Annotated in this window: 24 protein-coding genes; 2 read left to right on the top strand and 22 right to left on the bottom strand. The window is 51.8% G+C overall.

Annotated features, from left to right (window positions below; translation table 11 throughout):
• Positions 1–366: 366 nt before the first annotated feature.
• Positions 367–723, top strand: a complete 357-nt coding sequence (locus DYE26_RS05785) for a DoxX family protein (protein WP_036622895.1) — start codon at positions 367–369, stop codon at positions 721–723.
• Here the strand turns inward: DYE26_RS05785 and DYE26_RS05780 are convergent.
• The 15 genes from DYE26_RS05780 to DYE26_RS05715 form a co-directional block, all read right to left on the bottom strand.
• Complete coding sequence (locus DYE26_RS05780) at positions 717–1,166, bottom strand: winged helix-turn-helix transcriptional regulator (protein ID WP_306308130.1); 450 nt, start codon at positions 1,164–1,166, stop codon at positions 717–719. The genes DYE26_RS05785 and DYE26_RS05780 overlap by 7 nt on opposite strands.
• Positions 1,167–1,246: 80 nt before the next feature.
• Positions 1,247–1,972 (bottom strand): class I SAM-dependent methyltransferase, encoded by a 726-nt coding sequence (locus DYE26_RS05775; protein ID WP_036622893.1) that lies wholly within the window; start codon positions 1,970–1,972, stop codon positions 1,247–1,249.
• Positions 1,973–2,050: 78 nt separating this feature from the next.
• Positions 2,051–2,173, bottom strand: coding sequence for a hypothetical protein (locus DYE26_RS34495; RefSeq protein WP_255310165.1), 123 nt, complete (start codon positions 2,171–2,173; stop codon positions 2,051–2,053).
• Complete coding sequence (locus DYE26_RS05770; protein WP_036622892.1) at positions 2,155–2,457, bottom strand: ABC transporter permease; 303 nt, start codon at positions 2,455–2,457, stop codon at positions 2,155–2,157. The genes DYE26_RS34495 and DYE26_RS05770 overlap by 19 nt, the downstream gene beginning before the upstream one ends.
• Positions 2,454–3,803, bottom strand: a complete 1,350-nt coding sequence (locus tag DYE26_RS05765; RefSeq protein WP_227872754.1) for an HlyD family secretion protein — start codon at positions 3,801–3,803, stop codon at positions 2,454–2,456. The genes DYE26_RS05770 and DYE26_RS05765 overlap by 4 nt, the downstream gene beginning before the upstream one ends.
• Before the next feature lie 6 nt (positions 3,804–3,809).
• Positions 3,810–4,007, bottom strand: coding sequence for a hypothetical protein (locus tag DYE26_RS05760; RefSeq protein WP_036622890.1), 198 nt, complete (start codon positions 4,005–4,007; stop codon positions 3,810–3,812).
• Entirely contained in the window at positions 4,004–5,413 is a 1,410-nt protein-coding gene (locus DYE26_RS05755) for a sensor histidine kinase (protein ID WP_036628139.1), read from the bottom strand. Before DYE26_RS05755 ends, DYE26_RS05760 begins: the two co-directional genes overlap by 4 nt.
• Entirely contained in the window at positions 5,410–6,117 is a 708-nt protein-coding gene (locus DYE26_RS05750) for a response regulator transcription factor (protein WP_036622889.1), read from the bottom strand. Before DYE26_RS05750 ends, DYE26_RS05755 begins: the two co-directional genes overlap by 4 nt.
• 45 nt (positions 6,118–6,162) lie before the next feature.
• Complete coding sequence (locus DYE26_RS05745) at positions 6,163–6,366, bottom strand: DUF2933 domain-containing protein (protein WP_036622888.1); 204 nt, start codon at positions 6,364–6,366, stop codon at positions 6,163–6,165.
• Positions 6,367–6,506: 140 nt separating this feature from the next.
• On the bottom strand, positions 6,507–7,748 hold the full coding sequence (locus DYE26_RS05740) for a cell wall-binding repeat-containing protein (protein WP_036622887.1): 1,242 nt from the start codon (positions 7,746–7,748) through the stop codon (positions 6,507–6,509).
• Positions 7,749–7,839: 91 nt separating this feature from the next.
• On the bottom strand, positions 7,840–9,231 hold the full coding sequence (locus tag DYE26_RS05735) for a HAMP domain-containing sensor histidine kinase (protein ID WP_036622886.1): 1,392 nt from the start codon (positions 9,229–9,231) through the stop codon (positions 7,840–7,842).
• A complete protein-coding gene (locus DYE26_RS05730; RefSeq protein ID WP_036628138.1) occupies positions 9,218–9,910 on the bottom strand; it encodes a response regulator transcription factor in 693 nt (230 codons plus the stop codon). The genes DYE26_RS05735 and DYE26_RS05730 overlap by 14 nt, the downstream gene beginning before the upstream one ends.
• A gap of 81 nt (positions 9,911–9,991) precedes the next feature.
• A complete protein-coding gene (locus tag DYE26_RS05725) occupies positions 9,992–12,007 on the bottom strand; it encodes a serine hydrolase domain-containing protein (RefSeq protein ID WP_036622885.1) in 2,016 nt (671 codons plus the stop codon).
• 169 nt (positions 12,008–12,176) lie between these two features.
• Positions 12,177–16,082: an immunoglobulin-like domain-containing protein gene (locus DYE26_RS05720; protein ID WP_240534130.1), complete on the bottom strand. Its 3,906-nt coding sequence runs from the start codon at positions 16,080–16,082 to the stop codon at positions 12,177–12,179.
• A 31-nt stretch (positions 16,083–16,113) separates the two neighbouring features.
• The gene (locus DYE26_RS05715; protein WP_036622883.1) at positions 16,114–16,455 is read right to left on the bottom strand and encodes a phage tail protein; all 342 of its coding nucleotides are present in this window, start codon (positions 16,453–16,455) and stop codon (positions 16,114–16,116) included.
• 272 nt (positions 16,456–16,727) lie between these two features.
• Between DYE26_RS05715 and DYE26_RS05710 the strand changes: the two genes are divergently transcribed.
• Positions 16,728–18,398 carry a stalk domain-containing protein gene (locus DYE26_RS05710; protein ID WP_036622882.1) on the top strand — a complete coding sequence of 557 codons (1,671 nt, stop codon included), beginning with the start codon at positions 16,728–16,730 and terminating at the stop codon, positions 18,396–18,398.
• A gap of 73 nt (positions 18,399–18,471) precedes the next feature.
• Here DYE26_RS05710 and DYE26_RS05705 read toward each other — a convergent pair whose 3' ends face one another.
• The 7 genes from DYE26_RS05705 to DYE26_RS05675 form a co-directional block, all read right to left on the bottom strand.
• Positions 18,472–19,950, bottom strand: coding sequence for an Lsa family ABC-F type ribosomal protection protein (locus tag DYE26_RS05705; protein WP_036622881.1), 1,479 nt, complete (start codon positions 19,948–19,950; stop codon positions 18,472–18,474).
• A gap of 314 nt (positions 19,951–20,264) precedes the next feature.
• A complete protein-coding gene (locus tag DYE26_RS05700) occupies positions 20,265–20,558 on the bottom strand; it encodes a putative quinol monooxygenase (protein WP_036628137.1) in 294 nt (97 codons plus the stop codon).
• A 209-nt stretch (positions 20,559–20,767) separates the two neighbouring features.
• Positions 20,768–21,223 (bottom strand): NUDIX hydrolase, encoded by a 456-nt coding sequence (locus tag DYE26_RS05695; protein ID WP_036622880.1) that lies wholly within the window; start codon positions 21,221–21,223, stop codon positions 20,768–20,770.
• A 92-nt stretch (positions 21,224–21,315) separates the two neighbouring features.
• Positions 21,316–21,564 (bottom strand): hypothetical protein, encoded by a 249-nt coding sequence (locus DYE26_RS33080; protein ID WP_127463447.1) that lies wholly within the window; start codon positions 21,562–21,564, stop codon positions 21,316–21,318.
• A 380-nt stretch (positions 21,565–21,944) separates the two neighbouring features.
• The gene (locus tag DYE26_RS05685; protein WP_036622879.1) at positions 21,945–22,580 is read right to left on the bottom strand and encodes a pyridoxamine 5'-phosphate oxidase family protein; all 636 of its coding nucleotides are present in this window, start codon (positions 22,578–22,580) and stop codon (positions 21,945–21,947) included.
• A 37-nt stretch (positions 22,581–22,617) separates the two neighbouring features.
• Entirely contained in the window at positions 22,618–23,259 is a 642-nt protein-coding gene (locus DYE26_RS05680; RefSeq protein WP_036622878.1) for an HAD family hydrolase, read from the bottom strand.
• 131 nt (positions 23,260–23,390) lie between these two features.
• A complete protein-coding gene (locus DYE26_RS05675; protein WP_036622877.1) occupies positions 23,391–23,993 on the bottom strand; it encodes a DUF1349 domain-containing protein in 603 nt (200 codons plus the stop codon).
• Positions 23,994–23,995: the final 2 nt, after the last annotated feature.

Below are 23,995 nucleotides of genomic sequence, written 5' to 3'. Positions count from 1 at the left end.
GCATTCATCACGAATAAGAACACGGCGATAAAAGGCATGGCAAAAAAAGCCATCCTTATCGCAATCTATGTCTACACGCGTAAAAATAAGCAGCACAAAAAAGCCCAGAGTAGTGGAAACTAATCTGCTTTTTTATTGCCGGCTTATCGAATACGCATGGAATGTAGCATAGATAACGTGCCTCCTAATATTTAATGTAACTCATATTAACATTGACTTCTCCAACTGTCAAACTCGCATGGTTTCCTTTTCGATACCTTGTTTAAATAAAGTGCCTAATTGTTCGCACAAGCGCAATGCTTTATGATGCAACTTAAGTTCTTCAACGCGTAAAATTGCACCAATAAAAAAGAGGAGTGAACTTGAATGAATGTTGCTTTATGGGTTGTGCAGATCTTATTGGCATTGATTTTCCTGATCGGGGGCTGGATGAAAATCTTTATGTATAACAAGGTATACGAGATGTGGCCTTGGGTAAAAGACTCCCCGAAAGCATTTGTAACATTTGTTGGTTGTGTGGATCTTTTGGCGGGTTTGGGAGTAATCTTGCCTCAATTAACGGGAATGCTCCCTTGGCTTACACCATTAGCGGCGCTAGGAGCCTCCGTGATTTTGACTCTGGCCGTCGCGCTTCATATCAAGAGAAAAGAGATGAAAGACGTAATCCCCAATCTCGTTTTTTTAGCGCTGGCTGTGTTTGTAACGGTAGGACGTTTCTACTGACCGGACTCTTCCCCATATAGCTCAGTCAAATGCTTGCCATGAGCCATCCCCCACTCGTTCATGGCAAGCAATACAGGCAGCAAACTTCTTCCGTAAGCCGAAATGGAGTATTCAACCTTCGGAGGCACTTGCTGATAGACCTCCCGATGAACGATGTCGTGATACTCCAATTCTCTTAAATGATGCGTCAGCATCTTTTTGGTAATGTCCGGAATGGCTTTTTGCAGTTCGCTGAATCTCATTGTACCATTGGAAAAAAGATTAAATAAAATCACGGTTTTCCATTTGCCGAAAAGTACTTCCAACACCGCTTCGTATTTACAATTTAAAACCATTTCATCCTCCACCAAACGTGCATATATTGATACTATAGTTAAAAACAGCATCTGCTTACCGGAATAGACTCTAGATCCGATTATATGCCCGCAAGTAGCTTTGTTCAAGGATCTCCACGCGCAAACCCATACGGTGGATGAAATTCGATAATGCAAAAAGAGTCCGCGCGCGCGGACCCAGTTTACTCTTATGGTTTAAAAGCTCTAATAATCCCAAACTCCAGATGTTCTTTATTATCGATAATAAGATCCGAGGAACGAAATACGCACTCCATCAGTTTGTTGTCCAGAAAGGACCCTTCATCAATGATTTGATGATCATCGGGATATTCGTATTGTTGCCCCAGTTTGTCATCCCCCATCTCGCTCATTTCGAGAAATTCGATACGAGTGAAGCCGCAGTCCGTTAATACCACGTTCCACTCATCCTTATTCATGATCGAAGGCGCGGGGAAAAATGATCTTAGCTCCGATACGATTTCCGCAGGGGCTGAAGGCCGGACAAACATCTCGCGATCGTAAAATACCCCGCCGGATTTCAGCACCCGAAAATACTCGGATAACGATTGCTCTGCTTGCGTGAAATTAGTGACGGATTCAACCAGAACGGCATGGAAGGATTCATCGGAAAAAGGCAGGGCATGAGCGTCGGCAAGCTGGAAATCCACTTCCACCCCCATGGCGGATGCCCGTTTTTTCGCTTTGGCCAAAATGTCAGGCTGTATGTCCACGGCAACGATCCGATACCCCTGTTCGGCTAAATAACACGCCGTTCTTCCCGTACCGCAGCCGATTTCCAGAATGGTCCCATCCACCGACGGTTTATACTTGTTAAATTGCTCGATCGTTGCCGCAAATCCGCCGGGATGGGCACTCCCTTCGCCTAATCTAGACAACATTTCCAAATAGTGCATGAATAATCAATTCACCACCTTTTCCGGTTAGTCTAGTTTAACGTATTCAAATGGGCCGGCGGCGGCTTGGGCGGTGGATTACATTCCCGTTCCAAGCGATTGCGGCGGTGCTTGCACTTCGCTGCGGGACAGCTTGTGCTCCGCTCTTCTATCTTTGAGCACAAGCAGATACACGACGGCCATCATGCCGGCCAGAAGCAAAATCGCCCCTCCCAGCTGCGGAATAAAATAGGACGCATGTCGGGTTCGATCACATTATCGTACACGCCTTCCACGGAAATGTATTGGGAAGCGTCCAGCTTGCCGATCAGCTCGCGGCTGTACTTGCTGTGATCCAGGTCGACGACGGCAAGCGGCGCTTCGTTAATCTGGCTGTTTTTGAAGGCATAGCCGAATACGGCAGCCATAATCAGAGGCATCACAATAAAGACAATGACGGACTTGCCGCTCATCAGCAGCTTCCATTCCTCGATAAAAGCTTTCATCGAGCCTTAACCTCTACCGTCATACCCGGCAATAACTCCGGCGTACGGTCAATTTCGATGCGGACGATATACGAGGTTAAACCGGAAAGTCCCTTCTCCCGGCTCATCCGAAGGCTGGCATATGGCGGCGCGGGCGTCACGGATTTGACGACTCCCTTGGCATCCTGCTTCAGCGCTTTGATATGGGTATTTACATGGCCGTTCACTTTAAAATGCGAAACATCCGTTTCGTTTACGTACACTTCATAATAAAGCTGATCAGTCTCAATCACGGCTCCCACGCCGCCTCTCGATACAAGTTCTCCGACTTTCGGCACGATGCGCGTCACCTTGCCGTCTGTGGAAGCGACAAGCGTCATCCGTTCTTTCTGCAGCTTCAAGGTTTTATATTGAACGTCAAGCGCTTCTTTTTGCTTCTTAAGCAAGTCGACATTGTATTTGCCGTTTTCGACTTCTTCCTTCGATTGGGCAATCGAATTCAGCGCTTCCTTCGCTTTTTCGGTTTTGATATGCGCTTGTTCTTTTTCTTCGGCGGTTGCGCCTGCTTTCATTTTGTCGAGCGCCGTTTGCTGCTGGGCAACCGAGTTGTTGGCCACGGCGAGCTGCTTTTCGGCGGAAACCACCTGATTATTGGCCACGTCAACTTGATTTTGCGCCGTTTCTAAGGCGATGTTTGCGTTCTCGAGCTGATTTTCGGCCGATTCCAGATCGGTCTGAGCCACGAGCCCGTTTTCGTAAAGGTTCTTAATCCGCACGTAGCCGGTTTGGGCCAGATCGGCGCTTTTTTGCTTGGCGTTTAGGGAAAGCTCCGCTACCGCCAAATTTTTCTTGGCCGATTCCACGGCGGCTTTGGCGGCCGCGGCCGATTGCTTGGCGGCTTCGACCACCAGCTCCTGCCTTTCGATATCTTCGGAACGCGTGCCTTTTATGACCTGGCTTTCCGCCGCTTTCACCCCTTCTAGATCCAGCTCGCTTTGCTTTTCTTGGGTCACGATTTTTTCGGATTGGACGTCAAGCGACTTTTGGGCCTGCTCAATTTTTAATTTCGCCTGCTGGATATCGCCCTCCAGTTTGGCGATTTGCAGGTCGATGTCCGTCGTATCCAGCTGCATGAGGACTTCGCCCTTTTTTACATGCTGCTGTTCTTCCACCGCAATGGATACGACTTTGCCGCCGACGCCTTGGAAGGCCTGATTGACGGAATCGGCCGCAAGCAGCGCGCTTTTCTCCGAGGCGGCGACGGTGACGGCGTCCTTCCCTTTCAGCGCCATGAAAGTGCCGCCCAACACCAGCGCGATAACCAGCAGAACATACATGATGTTCTTGCGGTTCAATAACTTCCTCATGGCCTGTTATTTCCGCTTTCTTTGAATGCACCAGTAAACGAACCCTACGATCCCCACCGCGGCCATCATCGGAAGACAAGTTCGTCCCAAGGATCGCCCGAGCTGAAGCAAAGACACTTCCCGAAAAGAGGAGGCCGAAAGGAACAAGCACGACAGCCCCATAGCTATAATTAACGTAACGATAAGCCATTCCGTTTTTCTCATGCCGGTTCCTCCCGCTGCCCGGATGCAAAGCGAAGCTCGCATCTCGTTCCTTGGCCAACCTTGCTGCTGACCAAAAGTTCCCCTTCCTGCAGCTCCGCCAGTTTTTTGGCGATCGGCAGCCCAAGCCCCGTGCCCCCATGCTGCCGCGAGCGCGATTTCTCCACGCGATAGAACCGCTCGAAAATCAGCGGGAGCTCGTCTGCGGGAATTCCGATGCCGGTATCCTGGACGGCCAAACATACATATGCCGGGGTTTGATCCAGCTCAACGGTGATGCCGCCCTTTTCCGTATAACGCACCGCGTTTTCCAGGATATTAAGCACGATCTGTTCCGTCCTCAAGCCGTCCCCGTAAACCAAAGGAATGGCATCCTTGATTATCGTCTGCAGCCGCAGCCCCTTATCCTCCGCTTTCAGCTGCACTTTGCGTACGGCATTATCGGCAATTTCCGCCAAATCGATCCATTCCAGGGACAACGCGATTTTTCCTTCTTCCATTTTGGCCAGCTCAAACAAATCATTAACCAAGCGCTGTAATCGAAACGCCTCTTCGTGGATAATCTCCAAATACCGGTCCCTTTCCTCCACCGTATCGTAGAGCCGGTTTTTCAGGACTTTCGCGTATCCTTCCAAGTAGGTGATCGGAGTCCGCAGCTCGTGGGATATATTCGCAAAAAATTCCTGCCGCGTATCCCGGTACCGCTGAAGCTCCACGGCCAGATGATTGATGGAATCCGCCAACATCCCGATTTCATCGTTCCGCCGAATCGCTAATCTGGCTTCCAGTTCGCCGGCCGCAATGTTGCGGGTCGCAACCTGCATTTGCACTAGCGGCCTGGACAAAATCCGCGCGATGATCCAAGCAATTCCCAAGGCAAGCAGAAGTGCCCCCACTCCCGCCAGAACCAGAACGCCCCTTACCGCTGAGAGCGATTCATCCATATGTTTGGTCGAAGACAAGACGTAGACGGCCGCCGTAATATTTTTCCCGGCTGCATCAAATATCGGTTTGGCCGCGATAAAATACCGGGCTCCATTCGGATCGGCATATTCCGACTCGACCGTCCGCCCGGCGAACAGCAGTTCAACGTCCCTTGGCTTAATAAATGTACGGTCCGTCATATCGTAAGGCCCGGAATTTGCCAGCACGTTTCCTTGCTCGTTAATATAGAGGACGCTGACATTGGAAAAATCGGCGAATTTCAGCATCGTTTCTTCGGACAGCATATCCGGCGGTTCGCTCATCGCGGTGAAATGGGTCGTTAGTTCGTTGACCTCCGTTCTCATTTCCGCACTATAGAAATTCGTAAACATCCGGTCAATGGAGAGCCCCAGTGACACAATCACCACGACAAACGCCCCGAGAATGACAAGGCCGAGCTTGAAGCCTATTTTATTTCCGCTCATTGGGAACTGCCCGCCCCGTTCCATTTATAACCTACTCCCCAAACGGTTTGAACCGGATTAAACCCGAGTCCCGCTTTTTGGGTCTTATCCCGGATATTTTTAATATGCGTGTCAACGACCCGGACTTCCCCCTCGTATTCGCTTCCCCAAATCAAGTTCACCAATTGCTCGCGGCCGAACGCGCGTTGCCCGTTTTTAGCAAGCGTCAGCAACAAATCGAACTCTTTGAGAGTGAACTCCACCAGGGTGTCATGGATATAAACCTCCCTGCCTTCAGGGAGGATTCGAAGATGGCCAAACTCCAATACGGGCTCCGGTTTGATGGCGGTTTCCGTCATCGCCGCACGGCGGATTAAGGCGTACACCCGGGCGAGCAATTCCTCCTGTTCGAACGGCTTGGTCAAATAGTCGTCCGCGCCGATGCCAAGCCCATGCACCTTATCCTTGGTTTCGGAACGTGCGGTGAGCATAAGAATGGCTACGTTGTCATTTTCCCGGATCTTTTTGCAAACTTGCCACCCGTCCATATCGGGCAGCATGATGTCCAGCAAAATGACGTCAAACCGATGTTTTTCCGCCATGTCCAAGGCTTCGTAGCCATTTGCCGCCTCTTTCACCTCAAATCCTTCCCGCGTTAAATAGATACGCAGCAAATTGCGCATATTCCATTCATCGTCCACAACCAGCACCTGTAGCTTTGACACGGCGGCCACTCCCTTTCTTACGCATACAGAATATTATAGCTTAATTTACCGGGACAGTTTTTGGAGCGCTTGCTTTATTTGTTCGTTTTGCGCTTTAAGCTCGTCCAGTTCCGCCCGAATCGCTTGCTCGTTTGCCGAATGATGCGCATGATCCCCTCGCCCATGAACATGCCCATGTCCCTTCATGCCAAACATCATAAAAATCATCATCAGCGGACAAACCAGCACCAGCAACCAAGACCAATCCATCTTGCCTTCCTCCTTCAACATTTCAATCCTTGATAAGTCCATTCTATAAAAGGAATGTGTAGAAACGATGTGGAAACAGCGGATAAACAAGCAAACACGATTCTAAAGAACCGTGTCTGCTAAAAAGGCAGCTGCATTTGTCAGTGGCTCGTTCCGTGCATGCTTCCATGCCCTGCTCCCGACTTGGCCGTGATTTCCAGCATCGAATCGATTTCACCCTGCGCCTTCTCGCTAATCGTTGCCGCCGATCCCGTCAGCCAGGAATGATTGTAGGGGCCTTCCGTCGGAGTCTGATCATACGTAGGCTGAACCGACATCACGTAGGACATCACCGATTCAGGCATCCCTTCCCGATCGGTCCACAGTAATGGAGCGTGTTTTCCCAAGTGCGAGAAAGGGGCGGCCGCAATAGCCAATGACGGCGAAGCGGCGTTCACAAAAGAAAAGTTGTGGCCCGGCGTGGTAATTCCCCACCCGAACCCGGTTTGCTCATCTTTATATTTGGCAAAAGCGATCGCATTGGCATAGGGATCATCTCCGGAGATGCGCACCGTATTGCCGAATGACTTTAGTTCACTTTCAACCTTGGCCGAAATCACGGATTCGGGACCCAATATGTAAATATTCGCCTTGCCTCCCCGTGTTTGCAAAGCCTCTTTAGTTTCCTGAGGGATTTCGTCCTGCTTGACGTACAGAAGGGGTTCGGGCATATGCGCGATCCAGTTGATAGCCGGCATGGTGTACTCCTGGCTGTCCATGGAACCGATGATCACGGAGGAAGGATTGTCCCCGGCTGCTTTTGCGTAATAGGCATCGATCGCTTTGGCCAAAGCTGCGGGATTGTCGGCGGCGATTTTGTCCGTTTTGAAGCCCAGCTCCTTCACCTGATCTTCAACGCCTTGTCCGAGATCCCCCACCAAAATCGCCTGAACGCCCTGGTTGGATGCCACACCGCTGGGCTGGAGTCTTTTTAGTTCATTTGCCGTGGCTTCGGGAACGCCGTCTTTGTTCACAAACAAAATCGGGCCATTGCTGGGATGATGGATCAAATCGGCGCTGACCGCGGCATTTTGCCAAGGGTCCGCAGAGGTGAGAATGACGCTTCCGGGCCGGTTATCCTCGCCGGTCGCCATCCATAGCGAACGGGAAACCGCCACCGCCGCATTCACGGGATCATCGGTGTTGATCCGGGTCGTATTTTTGGAGGCGATCCAGGGGGCAGCCACCGCGGTCGCACCCGCTTTGGATTCATTCGCGGTTTGAGCGGCGGAGCCTTCAACCTTCGCCTCCCCCGCCGCCTCCTTGCCGCCCGTATTGGTACATGCCGACAACACAAACACCGCGGCCAAAACCGCCGCGCCAAGCTTGACAGATTTCTTCATGCAAACCTCCTGCAAATTCTCATTATTACCTAATTAGTGTTATTAGGTGATAACTATTTTAAACAGAGAAAATGAAGAAAGTGTGTGGTTTTTATGGAGATTGAACGCTTGCGCTTGGCAAATGAATCCGGAACAATGTCGGATAATCGGCATCGCTCACAAGCTCCATGGCGCCTTGGTGACGCTCGATGATTTTTCGGCATATCGCCAGCCCCAGTCCCGTACCTTCCTTGCCGGAAGAAGAGCCGCGGACAAATTCCTCAAACAGCCGCTCCCTTTCCCGCTCCGGAAAACCTAAGCCGCTATCCCCCAGCCATAGAATGGCTTTCCCGTCCTGTTCCTCGCATGACGCATAAAGTTCGGTCCCCGGCGGATTATACTTCAGCGCATTTCCGATCAGATTGGCGGCTACACGGTCCATATGCACCAGGTCCATCATGACATGCAGCGGCGTTTCCGGAATTTCCGCCCGCAAGCGGAAGCCGTGATGCTCGATTTCGGGATAAAATTCCGCGATTTTTTGCTGGTACCATTTGGTCAGATTCACTTTTTGCAAATTAAGCTTGAGGTGCTCGTCATCCAATTTCGCCAGCTCAAACAAATCCAGGATCAGTTTGCTCATATAAGAGGATTTATCGAGAATGTATTGGACATATTTCCGCCGCTCATTTTCGTCCGCCGGCGGGTTGTCCAGCAGCAGCTGGGAGTAACCCAATATCGACGTAATCGGCGTTTTTAGATCGTGCGACAGGTGCAGCAGCAGATTTTGCTTGTTCTTTTCGGCCGTTGCTTTGGCTGCGGACGCCTGCTGCAGTCGTTCGGCCATGTCGTTGAAGGCATCGCGAATTTCCGCAAATTCCTGTTCGGCCTCAAAATGGAGCCGCTTCTCGTAGCGGAACCGTTCCATCTCCCCGATGCCTTGGGCGATTTGCTGGAGCGGCTTCTTCAACTGGCGAACGGAATACCGAGTGTAGAAGAACAGAGCCCCCATCAGGAACACGAGCAGGGAAGCCGCAAAAATACCGACGGCAAGAAGCATCTTATCGTTTAGTTCCGGGGTTTTCCATAATAGGACGTACCGCTCGCCATTGGGTCCTTCCACCGAATAAGGATGATAGGTAATATACCGATCATTACGGTACATATCGATTTCGGCAAAAAGCCGGTCCCCGCTGTAGGCAGTGATATCGTCCTGTTTCTGCCCTTCCGTGGCAATGACATTCCCCTCTTCATCCAAAAGCTCCAGCCAGCCGCTGTACCGGTCGAGCAAGGTTCCATTTAAAGTCCCGTCCGCTTCGTACAAATCAGCCGCGCTGATCTGCTTGAAATCCGGAGTTTTGTCGAAAAAACGGTTCATCAGGAAATCCATATTGAGCAAAGCCAAGATGATCGCCGTGAGCACAAGGCCGGTAATCGCGGTGTAATTCAACAGAAACAAACGTTTGAGCGGCCGCTTGCCTCCATGTCGGTTATGCTTTTTCAAACCGGTAGCCAAGCCCCCTAATCGTCACGAGATGAACGGGTTTTCGGGGATTGTCTTCGATTTTGTCGCGGATTTTGCTGATATAGACCATCACCAAATTTTCATCCCCCATATATTCCTCGCCCCATACCTGCTCGTAAATATGCGCTTTCGTATAAACCCGTCCCGCGTTTCTCGTCAGCAGCGCCAAAATTTTAAATTCATAAGAAGTCGTCTCTTTGTACTCTCCTTGCTTGTACAGCTTGCAGCTCAGCAGATCCAGGGCGACGTCGCCGATCTCGATAAACTCCCGCTCCCGCTGTTCCGGCGTCTGGTACGATTCCGCGCGGCGGAACAAAGCCTGAACCCGGCTGACCACTTCCAGCGGATTAAACGGCTTGCCGATATAATCATCCGCTCCGAGCTGGAGCCCGTTAATTTTGTCCATATCGTCGGATTTGGCGGAAATAAACAGAAAAGGGACATGGGAGTGCTGCCGCATTTTCCGGAGCAACTCAATCCCGTCCATTTCCGGCATCATCACGTCGGCCAGGACCAGATCGATCTTCTCTTTTTGAAAAAGCTCAAGCGCTCCCTGTCCGTTTTCGGCTTCAAAAGTGCCGTAACCGTAATTTCTCAGGTAAATCCCCAGGAGCTCGCGGATTTCTTTTTCGTCGTCGATGATCAAAATCGCTTTTATTCCCCTCACCCCGTATACGTAAATGTGCCCTTTTGTTCACAGAAGCGGCTCTGCAAACAAAAGGGACTTTACTATTCCATCCTAGTATAAGTTATCCGCGAACTTCGACAACAGCGCAACCGCTTCTTGCCGGAGCATCGGCTCCCGCGACCGGTAGTCGAGACCGCTGCCCGGCGAGCCGGCGATTTCCGGCCCATATAATCCTTTCGCCACAACGTAACGAACTCCTTCAAGCGCCCACGGGCTGGTTGTCCCGCTTAGCTTCGCTTCCATCGGAGCCGCATGCAGGTAAGCGGCAGCCATATTCCAAACCAGGCTGGCCGCTTCCTCCCGGGTGATCGGTTTGGACGGATGGAACTTGCCCCCGCCCGTCCCCTTGATGATGCCGAATTCATAAGCGGCTTGAATTTCTTGGGCATACGGACTGCCGGCGATATCAGCGAATACCGGATTTTGCCTTGACGGAGCAATCCCCGTCCAGCGGATGAACCAGCCGATGAACTCGCCTCTGGTAATCGGCTCTTCGGGCCGGAATGCCGCCTCCCCGCTTTCCCGGCCAATGATATCAAGCTGGCGCAGGTGGCTGATATATGCGGCATAAGGGTGGTCAGGGCCAATATCCGGATACTGCCGGGGCTCGGGCATTTTTTGCGACCAGCTGTCCGATTTTTGATCGTAATAAAAAGCCCGCACCGTGTTGTCGTCATTCAGCTTAAACCCGGCTTTTACGCCGTTTTCGTCTTCAAACAGCAGCGGCTCGATCGCGCGAAGCCGGTGTTCGCCCAGCGGATCGGTTGCGATCAGCAGGCCGCCTGCGGCGCGAATGCGGGTCGTCCACATCCGGTTCCGCAGGTCGCTGTAGACGCCTTCGAATTGCTTCAAGGACTGCTGACCGGTGGTGACCGGCTGCTCCCCGGCAGCGGTTTTCTCCGGATAATAATGATCCATAAAGGCCTCGAACAACGGAATCCGGAAGTCAAAATCCTTATTCACGTTGACGTATACGCCGACGTTTTCCTCCGGCAGCAGCCACATTCCGCTATGGTATCCGTCCATATCTCCGCCTTTTTCCACCACATAACGCCCGTTATAGATTTGGCGGTTGGAATATTCGAACCCGTACGCCATGTTCGGCAGCTTCGCGTGGATGGCAAGCTGCGGACGGTGCATTTCCGCCGTAGACGCCGCATCTAAAATCTTAGCGTCACCTAGCTTGCCGCCGTTCAGATGCGCGATCATAAATTTCGCCATATCGGAGCCGGTCGAAAACATGCCGCCGGCGGGAAGCACGGTCGGAACGGTGGCATATTGCGGAATTGGCTTGCCTGTCACATCGTAGGGTACAGCCAGTTGGTCATTGATTTTCGGCGTAAACCGAAAGCCGCTGCTTGTCATCCCAAGCGGTTCAAAAATATGCTCCCGGACGTATTCTTCAAAAGGCTGGCCCGCAACCTGCTCAACGGCATATCCCTGCAGCGTAAAACCAAGGTTGTCATAGCGGTAGTATTTGCCGGGCTCTCGAACGACAGTGGGAACATTAGCTTTAATGAAAGACTTTAAAGAAACCTCCCGCTTCAAATCCGGCGACGTTAGTTCGGAGGTGTCCCCGTAGTCGAATCCGGTGCTGTTCGTTAATAAGCTTTTCATCGTCAGCGGCGCGTTCGTTTTATTGGGGATGCGGACGCCGCCCAAATAGGGCGTTATATCCCCGTCCAAGTCGATTTTCCCTTGATCCGCCAGCTGCATCACCGCCGTAGCGGTAATCACTTTCGAAACCGAAGCGATCCGAAATACGGTGCGCTCCGGATCCACGGGCAGCTTCTTCGCCGTATCCGCGTTTCCGTACCCTTTTTGGGCCAGGACTTGATCGCCCTTCACAACCATGACCACAGCCCCGGCCATATTTTTGGAAATTTCAGGATCCGCGAAAAATTCATCGAAAAACCGCCCCACTTCTTCGGGATCGTGTGGTCCCTCCTCCGCCGCGGAAGCGGTATTGTGCAATCCGGCACTCCCTCCGCCGCCGATAGCGCCCGTGATCATTACGATCCCTAAGGCAACGGCCGCTTTGGCGCGGAACGTCCGCCACATGTTCATTGATTGCTCTCTCCCTTCGCTTATAAAGTACGCCATAAGCGTACCGGAGCAATCTTAATCCGGTTTCTATGCAACCTTAATGTAATCTTAAATCAAGACATGGAATCGGATGGAAAGAAATGTAAAGCACGGTTACCCGTTGTCCAAGTAACCGTGCTCTTTAATGGGTTTATGACTCTAGGCCGAATGCCCGGATCAGCAATTCTGCGGTTTCGCCCCTGCTGAGTGTTCCGCTTGGCTTCAGCGTACCGTCCGGATAACCGACGATCCATCCGGAAGCAGCCGCCTGCTGCAGCGCCGAAGTTGCCCAAGCGGTGATTTGATCTCTATCATTGAATCTATTCAACAGGTTCTGGTTCGAATCCGGCGAACTCGCTCCCAGCGCCTTCGCTAAAATCACGATCGCCTGTTCCCGGGTCAGCGGCGCATCCGGGGCAAACGATTCGGAGGATACACCGTTGATCCAGCCTTGGGCATAGGCGTCCTGTACGGCTGAGGCCGCCCAGTGGCCTTCCAGATCCGCAAACGCAGCGCTTCCGCCTTCATCCGTGTTTTTACCCAGCGCTTTAGCCAGGACCGAAACAAACTCGGCGCGCGTTACCGGCCGGTCCGGCCGAATCGTGCCGTCTTCGTAACCCTGCATCCATCCGCGTACAGCCAGCGCCCGCAGCGCGCCGTCCGCCCAGTGCTCCCGCGCATCGCTCCAGCTGTGCTCGGGGGCTGCCCCGCTTCCGGAAGCTGCCGGCGGCTTCACGCCTTCGGAAGGCGCCGCCGCATCTCTACTGACGGCCATCGCAAAAGTGCCCGATGCCGTCAAATCAAAGGCAACGCCAACGATGCGGCCAACGTCATCATAAACGAATGCGGCAGGAAGTTTCTCTCTCGTACCGTCAGTGTAATAAGCCAGTATAAACGGATCATCCGCCGTTCCCCCGTTGGCCGGTAATGCGGCAGAGTTCTGATCAAGCGGCAGAACGACTCGCGGCGTTCCCGTCACCGCAGCGCTAATCCGCACTGCGGGTCCCGCCGCCGATAGCCCTTCGCCGGAAGCCCATGAACTGAGCAATTCCGAACCGGCGCCGCTTTCCGCTTCAAGAGTGACCTCCAGCTTTCGTCCTTCCGCGGCCAGTTTTAGCAGATCTTCTTCCGAAAGGCGGAACGTCGCGTATCTGGACACGATGGAAGTGCCGGCTTGATCGAATTTGCGCAAAAGATCGGAAGCAATGATCACTCGGCTGGCGCCTGTCTCATTCGTTAATTCAATGGAAGCGTGGTCCATGCCGGAAAGCTCAGCCTGGCGGATCCGTTGCTCCAAATATGCGGCCGAAGGCGTATAAACCACGACCAAACGGCCTTGTTCGTACAGGAACGATTTTTGAAGCGTTGAACTGCTAACCGATACGCCGCTCCGTCTCCCGCTGTTCTGACCGCCGTCGTCGTCCCCGCCGCCGGTTCGAACGCCGGGAACCGTAATCGCGATCGGGACGGTCAGCGCGCCGGAGCCGTCCGAAACCTTGATTACCTGCAATACAAGCGTAACCTGAGTAGCGCGTGCCGGACGATGGATGACTCCGTCCGTTTGCACGACCTCCGGATGACTGCTGCTGGAGATCGCAAGCGTGAACCCGTCCGGCACTGCCGGAAGCTGCAGTTTCGTATCCGCTTCGCCCGGGCCGGGGACGGCTGTGATTGCCGCCGCTACGTCCGCTGCCGTAAGAAGCTTTACGTATATTAGAGCGGACGGGGAACTTGCCATACCGTTCACCGTTTGCAGCACATAGTACCCGTTTTCCGCAAGCGAAGTAAATGTGTACGTCCCTTCCGCGGACGCCGTGCCATCAGCTGCCAGCCGCCCATCGCTGTTATACAGTCCAAGCCGGGCCCCCGGGACTGCTCCGCTTACATGGACGGAGCCTGCTACGCCGCTGCTTGCGGCCGCAGCCGACACCGGGCGGGGCCGCACATGAACTTCGCGCTCGGCGCCTTCCGCCGTCCATCCATCGCCGCTATAATCATAGCTTAGCGAATAAATACCGGGGGTATTTATATCCATCAAACCCGTTCCCGTTATCCCTTCCGCCAGAATGCTCCCATAAACGCTATCGACGACGGTCGCTCCAGGGTCCGTAAAGCTGTCTCCGCTTTCGAGCAGCACAGGATTCGTTCCGCTGAGGCGAATATAAGGCGTGTTCGGCAGAGCTTTAAGTACGGTGAGCCGAAACGTTCTCTGCACGGCAGCCGCATCCTTGGACACCGTTGCCGTCAAGTGAACCTCGGCATCCCCGTCCGTGTACCTTGGCCTGTTGACCCGGCCGTCCGCATCCAACACTTCCGGCCGATCGGACGCCCATTCGATCGTAGTGTCAAAGGGGCCCGAGCGGGGAAGGTTGATGGAATCTTTAATCCCCGCAGGGTAATTAAGAACTAGCGAATCCGCCGCCAGCCGTGCCGCCTCATCCGGGCGAATCGGCTGAGCGGGAAGCAGCAGCGGGAACGCCTTGGTCAGCGAATACGCTCCTCTTGAAATCGTCGCCGTCAGCGTCACGTTCTGATCCCCATCCGTATAACTCGGCAGGGTCACCTGTCCTTCCGAGTTCAGAAATTCAGGATGCGACGAGCTCCAGTTCATGAAAACACCGTTTGCCCCGCGGTCCGGCAAATCCAGATCGTACGTGACCGTCGTTACGGGCAAGGTCAACGACTGATATGCGGCCGCCACGGCTTCTTCATCGTTGATCGGGAGGCTCAGGACATGAACGTTAAACGTCTTGACCCGCTCCAGACCGTCCAGCCTCAGCACAGCGGTCAGCGTGACATCTTTGTCTCCCTTCGAATAAGCAGGCTGGTGAACCGTTCCGTCCGGCGCGACGATCTCCGGCGCATTGGAAGACCACTCGATCCGCGTTCCGCCATAGCCCGTTTCAGGCAGTGCGAGGTTGCCTGCAACGGCCGTCAGATCCCCGAGCGTAAGTTCCTGCTCCGCTCTGGCCAGAGCGGTTTCGGCCGGTTCCCTCAGCACGGTTATGTTGAAAGTCCTAGTCACCTTATACGTTCCCAGCATTACCGCCGCCGTCATTTCCACCGCGCGGTCCCCCTGAGCATACGCAGGGCGGGTCACCTTTCCGTCATTGCCGGCCGTTTCCGGAGCGTTTGAGCTCCAGCTGACGGTTGTCCCGCTTAATCCGGCAAGCGGAAGCGTTAAATCCTGCGTCACCGCAGAAGCGCTGTCGCCGGGCGCATATCCGATTTCCAGCGCCGCTGCGGCCTCGTCAGCCCGTTCCGCCTCGCTTGGAACGTTCACGGTGATTTCCGCCGCCGGGCTGCTTCCTTTGGCGTTAACCGCTTGAACGCTGTATGTAATTTCTCCTGCCGGCAGGACATCGGCATCCGTATAAGAAGTAAGCGGTCCGGAATAAATCAGCGTGCCGTTTCGTCTAAGTTCATAAGTGGCCGCTTTTGCTGCGGCATCCCAACTAAGCTTGGGAGCCCCATCTTGAAAGACGCCCGCAAAATTCCCCGGCGTCCCGGGCGCGGTCAGCAATTCTCCATAAGCTTCAAATTCGAGCACGGACGCCCATTGATTGTTGGCGGCATTCCCCTGATCAATCACCAGCCGGACGTAACGCGCATCTACCGGCGGCAGAGACCGTTGAAAGAGCGGATTAGTGTTGCCCTGCACCGTATCCACGGTCTTCCAATTCGATCCGTTCAAGCTCGTTTCCAAATGAAAATGATAAGGGTCCAATCCGCCGGACCATTCATAGTAGAGCCCCATACCGGTTACCTTCCAAATACTCAGCGTATAAATATCTCCCAAATCGACCTGAATCCATTTCTCTCCGGCGGTTGCCTGGTACCAGCGGCTGGTCGGCTGAACGGAACCGTCCACCGCCCTCGACGGCTCGTACGGGTCGGCAAAGCCGCTGGAAGTTACGGGTTTGCCTAGCGTTACGTTCACGACCGCCGCCGACGCATCCTGACCCAACATCAAAATCGCCCCGCCGATGGCCGGCAAAAGCGGGATCAGGAACCGGAGTTTCATATTTTTACGCGTTCTACGTTTTGTTTTCGACACGCCCTCACCTCATCTTCCATGTTTGCGATTCCTACTCGCGAGGCGGGAACGCACCGTTTATAGAAATATAATAGGAAACCCCCGGCATCGGCGAAGCTCCGCGCAAGTCCGGCAGCGCAAACGTCGTTTGACCGTTCCCGCCGAATTTTGTTCCGAGCAAGGAATATAAAGTTGGGTTTTGAGAAATCGACAACTCCTGGCCTTCGGCTTTCATCCAGCCTTCCGGGGTGAAGCTGTAGGGGAACAGCTGAATCTCGCCTAAATACGGATCTGTCGACGCTTCCGCCTGCCCGGGATTAACCACTGCGCCTGCCGTTAACATCACTCCCAGGGCACCGAGGATCAGAGCTTTTTTGTAATAACTTTTCATCATATACATCCTCCTTTAGAATTCACGGAATATATCGAGATTCCCGCTTTTGTCCGTGACAAACATCATAGACTAAGTAGATATTAGCATGAAAGTCAACCATTTAATATTGAAATTTTAATCGATGCTGCAGTGCGCTTTAAGAGATCTGTGTAGGCGGATGGATTGAACCTGGCCGGTTCTTTTGCCGGCGCTTAAGTGCGGAGCGAAACTTATTCCATATATCGCCGTCTAAATGATATTCCGAATTTTTCAGATTTTAGAGGTGAATTCCTATGAAATGGAGCTTTAAATTGGTCAAGATACAAACGCTTTTTCTTTTGCTGCTGCTGTCGATCCCGCTTTTCCTGTCATCCGCCGCGTCGGCGGCTTCTTCCGACTCCATAACCATTGAGGACCCCGTGCTGGAAAAAATCGTCCGCTCCCTCCTCGGCAAACCTTCCGGACCGATTACCGCCGAGGACGCCGCGCGCATCACGGAGATCGATACCTCGAAGTCCTATGACGCCATGGCTGAGGGTGCGCAAAACGGTGCGGGCGCCGGATCGGCCGGAATGTTTCCCGGCATTCAAAGCCTTGAGGGGCTTCAGCATTTCGCCCATTTGCAACGGCTGTATATCGCACCGGACTATACACACCCTTTTCAACCTGAGCATCGCATCAAAGACGTTGCCCCGCTAAGTAAACTAAGCAAACTCGAGGATCTTACCATATCTTCGGGTTCACTTAAGTCGCTTGACGGGTTGCAAAACTTGAACAACCTGAAGCGATTGACATTGCAGTATAACGGCGGGCTGTCGGATCTTAAGCCGCTCCGCGGTCTGACTTCCCTCGAAGAACTGGATTTGACCGGAAACCATGTCGCGGACCTGTCTCCCATCGGCCACTTGCCGAAGCTCCATAAGCTTGAGCTGGATGCGAACCCGCTCGTTGATTTGGAACCGCTGCGCGGACTTAAAGGACTGACGGAGCTGTCGTTCGCCGATTTGACCCTCGCCAGCGACACCCCCCATCCGAAGCCGATTGGGCTGGAAGCGTTAAGCGGACTGACCGGACTCGTTAAGTTAAACGTGGAGGCGGCACGCGTGGCAGACCTCGCTCCGATTAAGCCGCTTTCCCGCCTGGAAGAATTGGATGCGGGACAAAATCCGAACCTGCTGCATCCCGAAACCGTAAGCTCGTTCCCGAATCTAACCCGGCTGTCGCTCCCGGCGGTCGGTTTGAAAGATGTCGCACCGCTAACCGGGCTTACGAAGCTGGAATCCCTCGATATCAGCATGAACCAGATCGAAACGGTCGACCCGCTGCGCGGCTTGTCCCGGCTTCGCACCTTTAACGCAGCCGCCAATCGCCTGTCTTCGATCGCCGTCATCAATGCGTGGCCTGAGCTTGAATACGCCCATCTCAGCCATAATCTGCTCGCTTCGATCGAAGGAATCCAGCCCGGCCCGAAACTGAAGCTGCTTGACATCGAAGGCAATATCGTTGATTACCGTGAACCGTCCGGCTCCGCTGCCGTGATCCAAAGGTTGAAGGAAGCAGGCGCCGAAGTGCTGCTTACGACCTACGAGCCATTTCCGGACATATTGTTCCGCCAGACTCAGGACGTATATGTTTTGGGGAAATTTGTAAAATTGGACAAAGCCCCTTTCAACAATAAAGGGAGATTTTACGTGCCGCTCCGGTTCGTATCGGAAACGCTGGGGGCTAACGTGAAATGGGATAAATCGGCGCGCAAAGTAACGATACACGGGAAAAACCGCGAGCTTGAACTTACGATCGGAGAAAAAACCATCCTTGTGAACGGAAAACGCATGGAGACGGATGCGGCTCCGATGATGGTCGGAGGTACCACCTTCGTTCCCGTCCGCTTTGTTTCCGAACAGCTCGGCATTTACGTTCAGTCGATTGGGAACAGCGCAGTCGGCCTGATCCTGCCGGATTGATGCAAAACGAAAGAGGCCGCCCGCAAAAGTGTAATCACTATTGAGGAAGGCCTCTTTATTTACCCAATCAACACTATAGCTCGACAATCTTAGTGGCTATATGATCGCAAAATTCGCGGTCATGCTCCACGAAAAGGATGGTCGGCGCGTATTGCAGCAGCAGTACTTCGATTTGCATGCGCGAAATGACGTCGATGAAATTCAGCGGTTCGTCCCAGACCAGGAGATGGGCTTGCTCGCAGAGACTTCTCGCGATCAGCACTTTCTTTTTTTGACCGCCGCTAAATGCCGCCATGTCCTTTTCGAATTGGATTCGGGAAAAATCCAGCTTTCTTAAGATCGCCTTAAAGAGGCTTTCATCAATTCCTTCACTACGGGCATAGTCCGTTAAATTGCCTTGGAGATGGGAAGTATCTTGGTTAACATAAGATATTTTAAGTTGACTTCCTGTTCTAACCGTCCCCGTGTGGCTAATCTCCTCACCGCAAATCAGTTTAATGATGCTAGATTTGCCGGAGCCGTTTTTCCCGGAAAGCGCAATCCGCTCCCCCTGCTCGATCGTAAAGCTGATATCCTCGCAAACCGTCTTCTCCCCGTAAAAAATCGAAACGTGCTCAAGCTGGGCCAGCCTGGAGTTATGAAAAGGAAGCTGTGTGATCTTTAAACTCTCCGACGTTTCAATGTTTTTCAATAGTTTGGACTTTTCTTCAATGGCGGATTGCTGCCGTTGCTCCATCGATTTGGAGCGCTTCATCATCTTGGCGGCTTTATGGCCGATATATCCCTTATCCACCTTCGACCCGGAGTTTCTCGTACCGTTTTTTGTTTTTTCCACCTCGTGCGACCAGTTGTTCGTCCGTTTCGCCGCTTCCGACAAGCGTTTGATATCTTTTTTTAGCTTATCGTTATCAGCGAGCTCATAATTATCCTGCAGCTGTTTGTTTTCCCACCAGTCGGAAAAATTGCCCTTCTGAATTTCGATATTCATCTTGTTGATGGACAGGATATGATCCACGCAGTTGTCCAAAAACGCCCGGTCGTGCGAGACCAGAATAAAACCGCTTTTGCCCGCCAAATAATCGCTCACGAGCTTTCGCCCTTCCATGTCCAAATGGTTGGTCGGTTCGTCGATGAGCAGGAAGCGGTTTTCCTTCAGGAACAAGGCCGCAAGCATCACCTTCGTCTGCTCGCCGTTCGACAAGGACGCAAACGGCCGGTACAACACATCCTCGGACACCTTCAGCAAGTTCAATTCGCGCATGAGTTCCCAGTTGACGTAGTCCGGAAATATTTCGCTGACGACATCCATGGTCAGATATTCCGGGTTGTTGATATGGAAAGGAAAATACTCAAAGCCGACGTCGGCGGAAATATGCCCGCTGTATTCGTATTTGTCCTGAAGCAGGTTCAGAAACGTCGTTTTCCCCCTGCCGTTCCGCCCCGTAAAGCCTAGTTTCCAAGCGGTATCGATTTGAAAGCTGACGTCTTCAAAAATGTTATCGTAACTGCCCTCATAGGCAAAAGTCAGATTCGTTACTTTAATTAATGACATGAAACGATCCTCCTGCAAAAAAAATTTGAGCCGCAAGAAAGTTACTTTCCCGCAGCTCAAATCAAATACAGCAAATCTGGCCCACTTATGGCATCAGATCAGGATATTCCGTTTGAGTGAAAAGGATAAGCAACTTTCTTGCATAGGAAAAATAAAACATGCGAAACCATTCTCGCTTTGCTGTTTTATGATTCTTAGCAAGAAAAATCCATTATCCTCTTCAGCTCCTGTCATTTAAATTATTTGTATCTTAACATAGCTGTTTTCTAAATTCAACCATTCAACGCCAGGATGGCCGATAAGGCCCTGCGTTATCACGTCAAAGGCTGCCCACTATAAACTTTTATATCCAACGGTTCGGTTAAAAATTGACTCGCCTTGGCCACGAATGAGGTAAAATGTTCACTGGAATTATGGGAATCCACTGCAGCCGAATCTTCCCAGACTTCAATCATCGTAAACGCATGTTCTTTTTCCGTATCTTTATACAGTCGGTACGATATATTACCGGCTTCATTTCTCGAGGCTTGTATCAGCGGAGCAATCTCTTCCAAAAAACTTGCTTCCTTCTTTGGATCTACTTGAAACCCGGCATGAATAATAATCACCTTTTCCATCCCTTTCCGTTTTATTTCCATAGTATTACATTTTCAAAAAAACAGCAAAAATTTCATGAACAGGCGTGCGCTATAGAGATTCCTTAGCCTAGGCTGGCTTTCAAGTGCATGCCTAAGATTCTCCCTCCGATCAAATCCAGGCAAGTTATCCCCTTGAATAAGGCGTAACTCGATTTTCATGATTGAACGCCCCCCTCAATTTAGAAATGATTTTGCAGACTCAAAAATGCTCTGATGATCGGTTGATCCGGCGGGCTGATGTTATCCGGCAATCGGTTCACTTCAAAAAATCGGACCTCTTCCACTTCGGTCTCCTCTTTACGGATCGTTCCGCGATACTCTCGACACAGATAGGCGGTTACCACGTTATAAACTTCGTCCCCGTGCGGATACTTGTAATAAAGCTCATGCCCCGAAAAAACATCCATCAACTCAAGCTGAACGGCCTCCAACCCCGTCTCTTCAAACAATTCTCTCCGGGCTACTTGCTCCAACGATTCCCCAGGTTCCAGCGATCCCCCGGGTAGCCCCCACATGCCGTTATCCGTTCTTTTTTCCAACATAATGGAGTCTCCGTCGATAACTACAACACAAGCGCCTACCATAATTAAAGGTCTGGTACCCACAATCTTTCTTAAATCCATAATGTAGCCCATGGGGGATCACTTCTTTTCCTGGTTATTAATAGCTCAAAACCAAAATGGGATTTGAAAAAGCAATATCAGAAAAACTGCAAAAACCAGGCTCCCTAAGAAATTTCATAGAAAAACATAAGTACATAAAATGGCGTTATTCCAGCGATATCCGTCAATTTTGGGAAAATAGAGGAAATTTGTGTCGCTATTTTCTCAAAGCTCAAGGAATTCCCGCCTTCTGGGCCACTCAAAGGAAAAATAAGAACAAAAAATTCCGCTAATGAGGATGAACATGCCTGGCTCCAAAAAATAAGTCCATAAAGTGCCGCTATTTTGCAGGCCCAGCCGCGGCGGTTCGTCATTCAGCAGCAGCCGTTATCAAACACCGATTTTTAAGTTCAGCCTAATTTAATACTTTATTTTATTTACTCGAAACAGCACGAAACACAATAAATAAATGAAGCACGTAACGCCAAACAGCTTAAAAATGCTGGGTGTCAGCAGCATATACATGCTGTACGGAAAACTCCAGATGAACGAAATCAATAAAATTAGACTCCGGGACAAAACAAGACCCATGGAAAATAAAACAGCCGGGAGAACCAGCATAATAAATGTAATCAAAAAGCTAATCCGATCCAAGCCGTTAAAATAAGGATTAAACCACAGCAGAACCGCCCATAAACCAACGGTGACCACACTTGCCGCGTAACCGATTCGTTTGATAAGCCCTAACGACGGCTTAGTATAACCGCTGCTCATAGCTTTCCTTTAGCGAAGCGGCCACCTCATCGGCGGAAAGTTTTAATTTTTCCGCATGCGCGGCGATAATTTTTGCCGGGTTCGGCAACTCCTCTTGTTTCGGCCAGTAGTGATCGTCCCACACATGCGACCGTTTGAATGCTTTGGCGCAGTGCATATAACATTCCTCGACTTTCACCCCGATCCCCAGCACCGGAACTTTTCCGAAAGCCTCCATGTTCTTCAGGATCTCCCGATCTTTCACGATCCAGGCCTGTCCGTTGATTCTTAACGTCTCCCCCAGCCCGGGAATCATAAAAATCAATCCGATCCTCGGATTTTCGAGAATGTTCCGCAGAGAGTCGAATCGTTTATTTCCGGGACGTTCGGGAATAATCAAATGGCGGTCATCCATAACGTGTACAAAGCCGGCGGCATCTCCCCGCGGAGATACATCGCAAGAGCCCGCCGAATCGGCGGTGGACAGGAAGATGAGCGGAGACTTGGAAATAAAGTCCCGGCAATGCCGGTCTATGACCGTTACCGCTTTGTTCTTAACCAATTCCTTCGGAAATCCGCATAACGTCCGGAGCTCCTCCTCCGAAGTAACGATGTCATTAAAAATAGATGCTTTCACTTGAAATCCCCCCAGCGGATGATCTTATGGGCGCGTGCTATAGTTCCCGGATTTTTACTTCTGCGATGGAGCTGACGATAAAATCAGCCGCTGACAAATCTTGATTCCCGGAGTTGGGATTCACGAATCCGATGCATCGCATACCGGCGTCTTTCGCTGCCGCCACCCCGTGTTTGGCGTCCTCCAGGACACAGCAATGCTCCGGTTCCACGTTCATCGCCCGCGCGGTTTCCAAATAGACGTCCGGAGCGGGTTTCCCCTTGGGAACCTCTTCCCCGCTTGTGATGCATGCGAATTCATGCAGGATGTTGAATTTGCTCAACACCTTTTCGATAAATACTCTGGGGGACGATGAGGCCAAGCCGATCGGAATATTCCCATCACGCAATTCCTGAATGAGCTCTCGGATCCCGGAAATGGGTTCGATGTCCGATTCATCCAAATAAGCAAGTTTTTTCGTTAATTGCAGCTGAATCAATTCTTCAATCGACTGCGGCAGTCGATGTTTTTTCTTGATGAGCCTCCACATTTCCGGATTGGTCATCCCCACGTATTGCTCCAGCTCTTCTTTGCTGCTGGCAATGCCGATCGAGTTTAGCGTGTACAGATCAACTTCGAAATGCAGCGGTTCGCTATCAATAATTACGCCGTCCATATCAAAAATAAATGCTTTCAGCATGCAGGATACTCCTTGTGCTCGTATTTTGTCGCATAACGTTAAGCGATGCTCATTTGAGCATATATAATAGCAAATAATGAACCGCGCGAGGAATCTGCGGCCGAGTTCATAATGGCATTTCGCTTTAGCACTCAAACCGGCGGTTCTTTATGAAGATCCTGATCTTGCTCGGCAAAAGCCCAACGGGTAAACGTAACCTCCAGGCCGTCCCGCGTCGGTGAACACGTGAAAGGGCCGGCTTGATTGCCGGAAAGGTAAGGGAAACGAGCCACGCGGATGGTGCGCCAGGCATGGCGCTCCGTACGCGCCCGTATAATGACGGCATCGTTCATGAGGGATGCGCGGATGGTCACCTCCTCGCCCGCCCATTCGGGTACGGCCGTTAAGGACCAGTCCGAATACCCATCCGTGACTACGGCGGACAACTGGGGAATTCCATCGTTGATTTCAACGCCCGCTTTGATCCACTGGCCCGGTCCGTGGTACAGCATAATACCGGCCTGATCATACAATTCGGTGAAAGTCGTCAGCAAAAACGACACCTCCACCGCTTTGTCCGCCGGCCAGCCGGTTAACAGGGCCGCGCCGTCCTCAAACTCAAAACCGTAAAGTGTCTTCTTCCAAAAATCCCTGCCTTTTTCCGGAACAACCTTTAGGCAGCTCCCCTCCTGCTTCACGGATAAAGGCGCATTCATCCAGCGCCCTGTCTCCCAATTCAATATGCTTTTGGTCATTT

This window comes from Paenibacillus macerans (genome assembly GCF_900454495.1).
GTDB lineage: Bacteria > Bacillota > Bacilli > Paenibacillales > Paenibacillaceae > Fontibacillus > Fontibacillus macerans.
Note: the sequence above shows the minus strand (reverse complement) of the source record. Positions and strands in the feature narration are given on the sequence as shown.

Excerpts from the sequence above, each read along its gene's own strand:
- DYE26_RS05785 (WP_036622895.1), top strand. The coding sequence starts at position 367 with ATGAATGTTGCTTTATGGGTTGTGCAGATCTTATTGGCATTGATTTTC.
- DYE26_RS05775 (WP_036622893.1), bottom strand. The coding sequence starts at position 1,972 with ATGCACTATTTGGAAATGTTGTCTAGATTAGGCGAAGGGAGTGCCCAT.
- DYE26_RS05770 (WP_036622892.1), bottom strand. The coding sequence starts at position 2,457 with ATGAAAGCTTTTATCGAGGAATGGAAGCTGCTGATGAGCGGCAAGTCC.
- DYE26_RS05765 (WP_227872754.1), bottom strand. The coding sequence starts at position 3,803 with ATGAGGAAGTTATTGAACCGCAAGAACATCATGTATGTTCTGCTGGTT.
- DYE26_RS05760 (WP_036622890.1), bottom strand. The coding sequence starts at position 4,007 with ATGAGAAAAACGGAATGGCTTATCGTTACGTTAATTATAGCTATGGGG.
- DYE26_RS05755 (WP_036628139.1), bottom strand. The coding sequence starts at position 5,413 with ATGAGCGGAAATAAAATAGGCTTCAAGCTCGGCCTTGTCATTCTCGGG.
- DYE26_RS05745 (WP_036622888.1), bottom strand. The coding sequence starts at position 6,366 with ATGGATTGGTCTTGGTTGCTGGTGCTGGTTTGTCCGCTGATGATGATT.
- DYE26_RS05740 (WP_036622887.1), bottom strand. The coding sequence starts at position 7,748 with ATGAAGAAATCTGTCAAGCTTGGCGCGGCGGTTTTGGCCGCGGTGTTT.
- DYE26_RS05725 (WP_036622885.1), bottom strand. The coding sequence starts at position 12,007 with ATGAACATGTGGCGGACGTTCCGCGCCAAAGCGGCCGTTGCCTTAGGG.
- DYE26_RS05715 (WP_036622883.1), bottom strand. The coding sequence starts at position 16,455 with ATGATGAAAAGTTATTACAAAAAAGCTCTGATCCTCGGTGCCCTGGGA.
- DYE26_RS05710 (WP_036622882.1), top strand. The coding sequence starts at position 16,728 with ATGAAATGGAGCTTTAAATTGGTCAAGATACAAACGCTTTTTCTTTTG.
- DYE26_RS05705 (WP_036622881.1), bottom strand. The coding sequence starts at position 19,950 with ATGTCATTAATTAAAGTAACGAATCTGACTTTTGCCTATGAGGGCAGT.
- DYE26_RS05695 (WP_036622880.1), bottom strand. The coding sequence starts at position 21,223 with ATGGGCTACATTATGGATTTAAGAAAGATTGTGGGTACCAGACCTTTA.
- DYE26_RS33080 (WP_127463447.1), bottom strand. The coding sequence starts at position 21,564 with ATGACGAACCGCCGCGGCTGGGCCTGCAAAATAGCGGCACTTTATGGA.
- DYE26_RS05680 (WP_036622878.1), bottom strand. The coding sequence starts at position 23,259 with ATGCTGAAAGCATTTATTTTTGATATGGACGGCGTAATTATTGATAGC.
- DYE26_RS05675 (WP_036622877.1), bottom strand. The coding sequence starts at position 23,993 with ATGACCAAAAGCATATTGAATTGGGAGACAGGGCGCTGGATGAATGCG.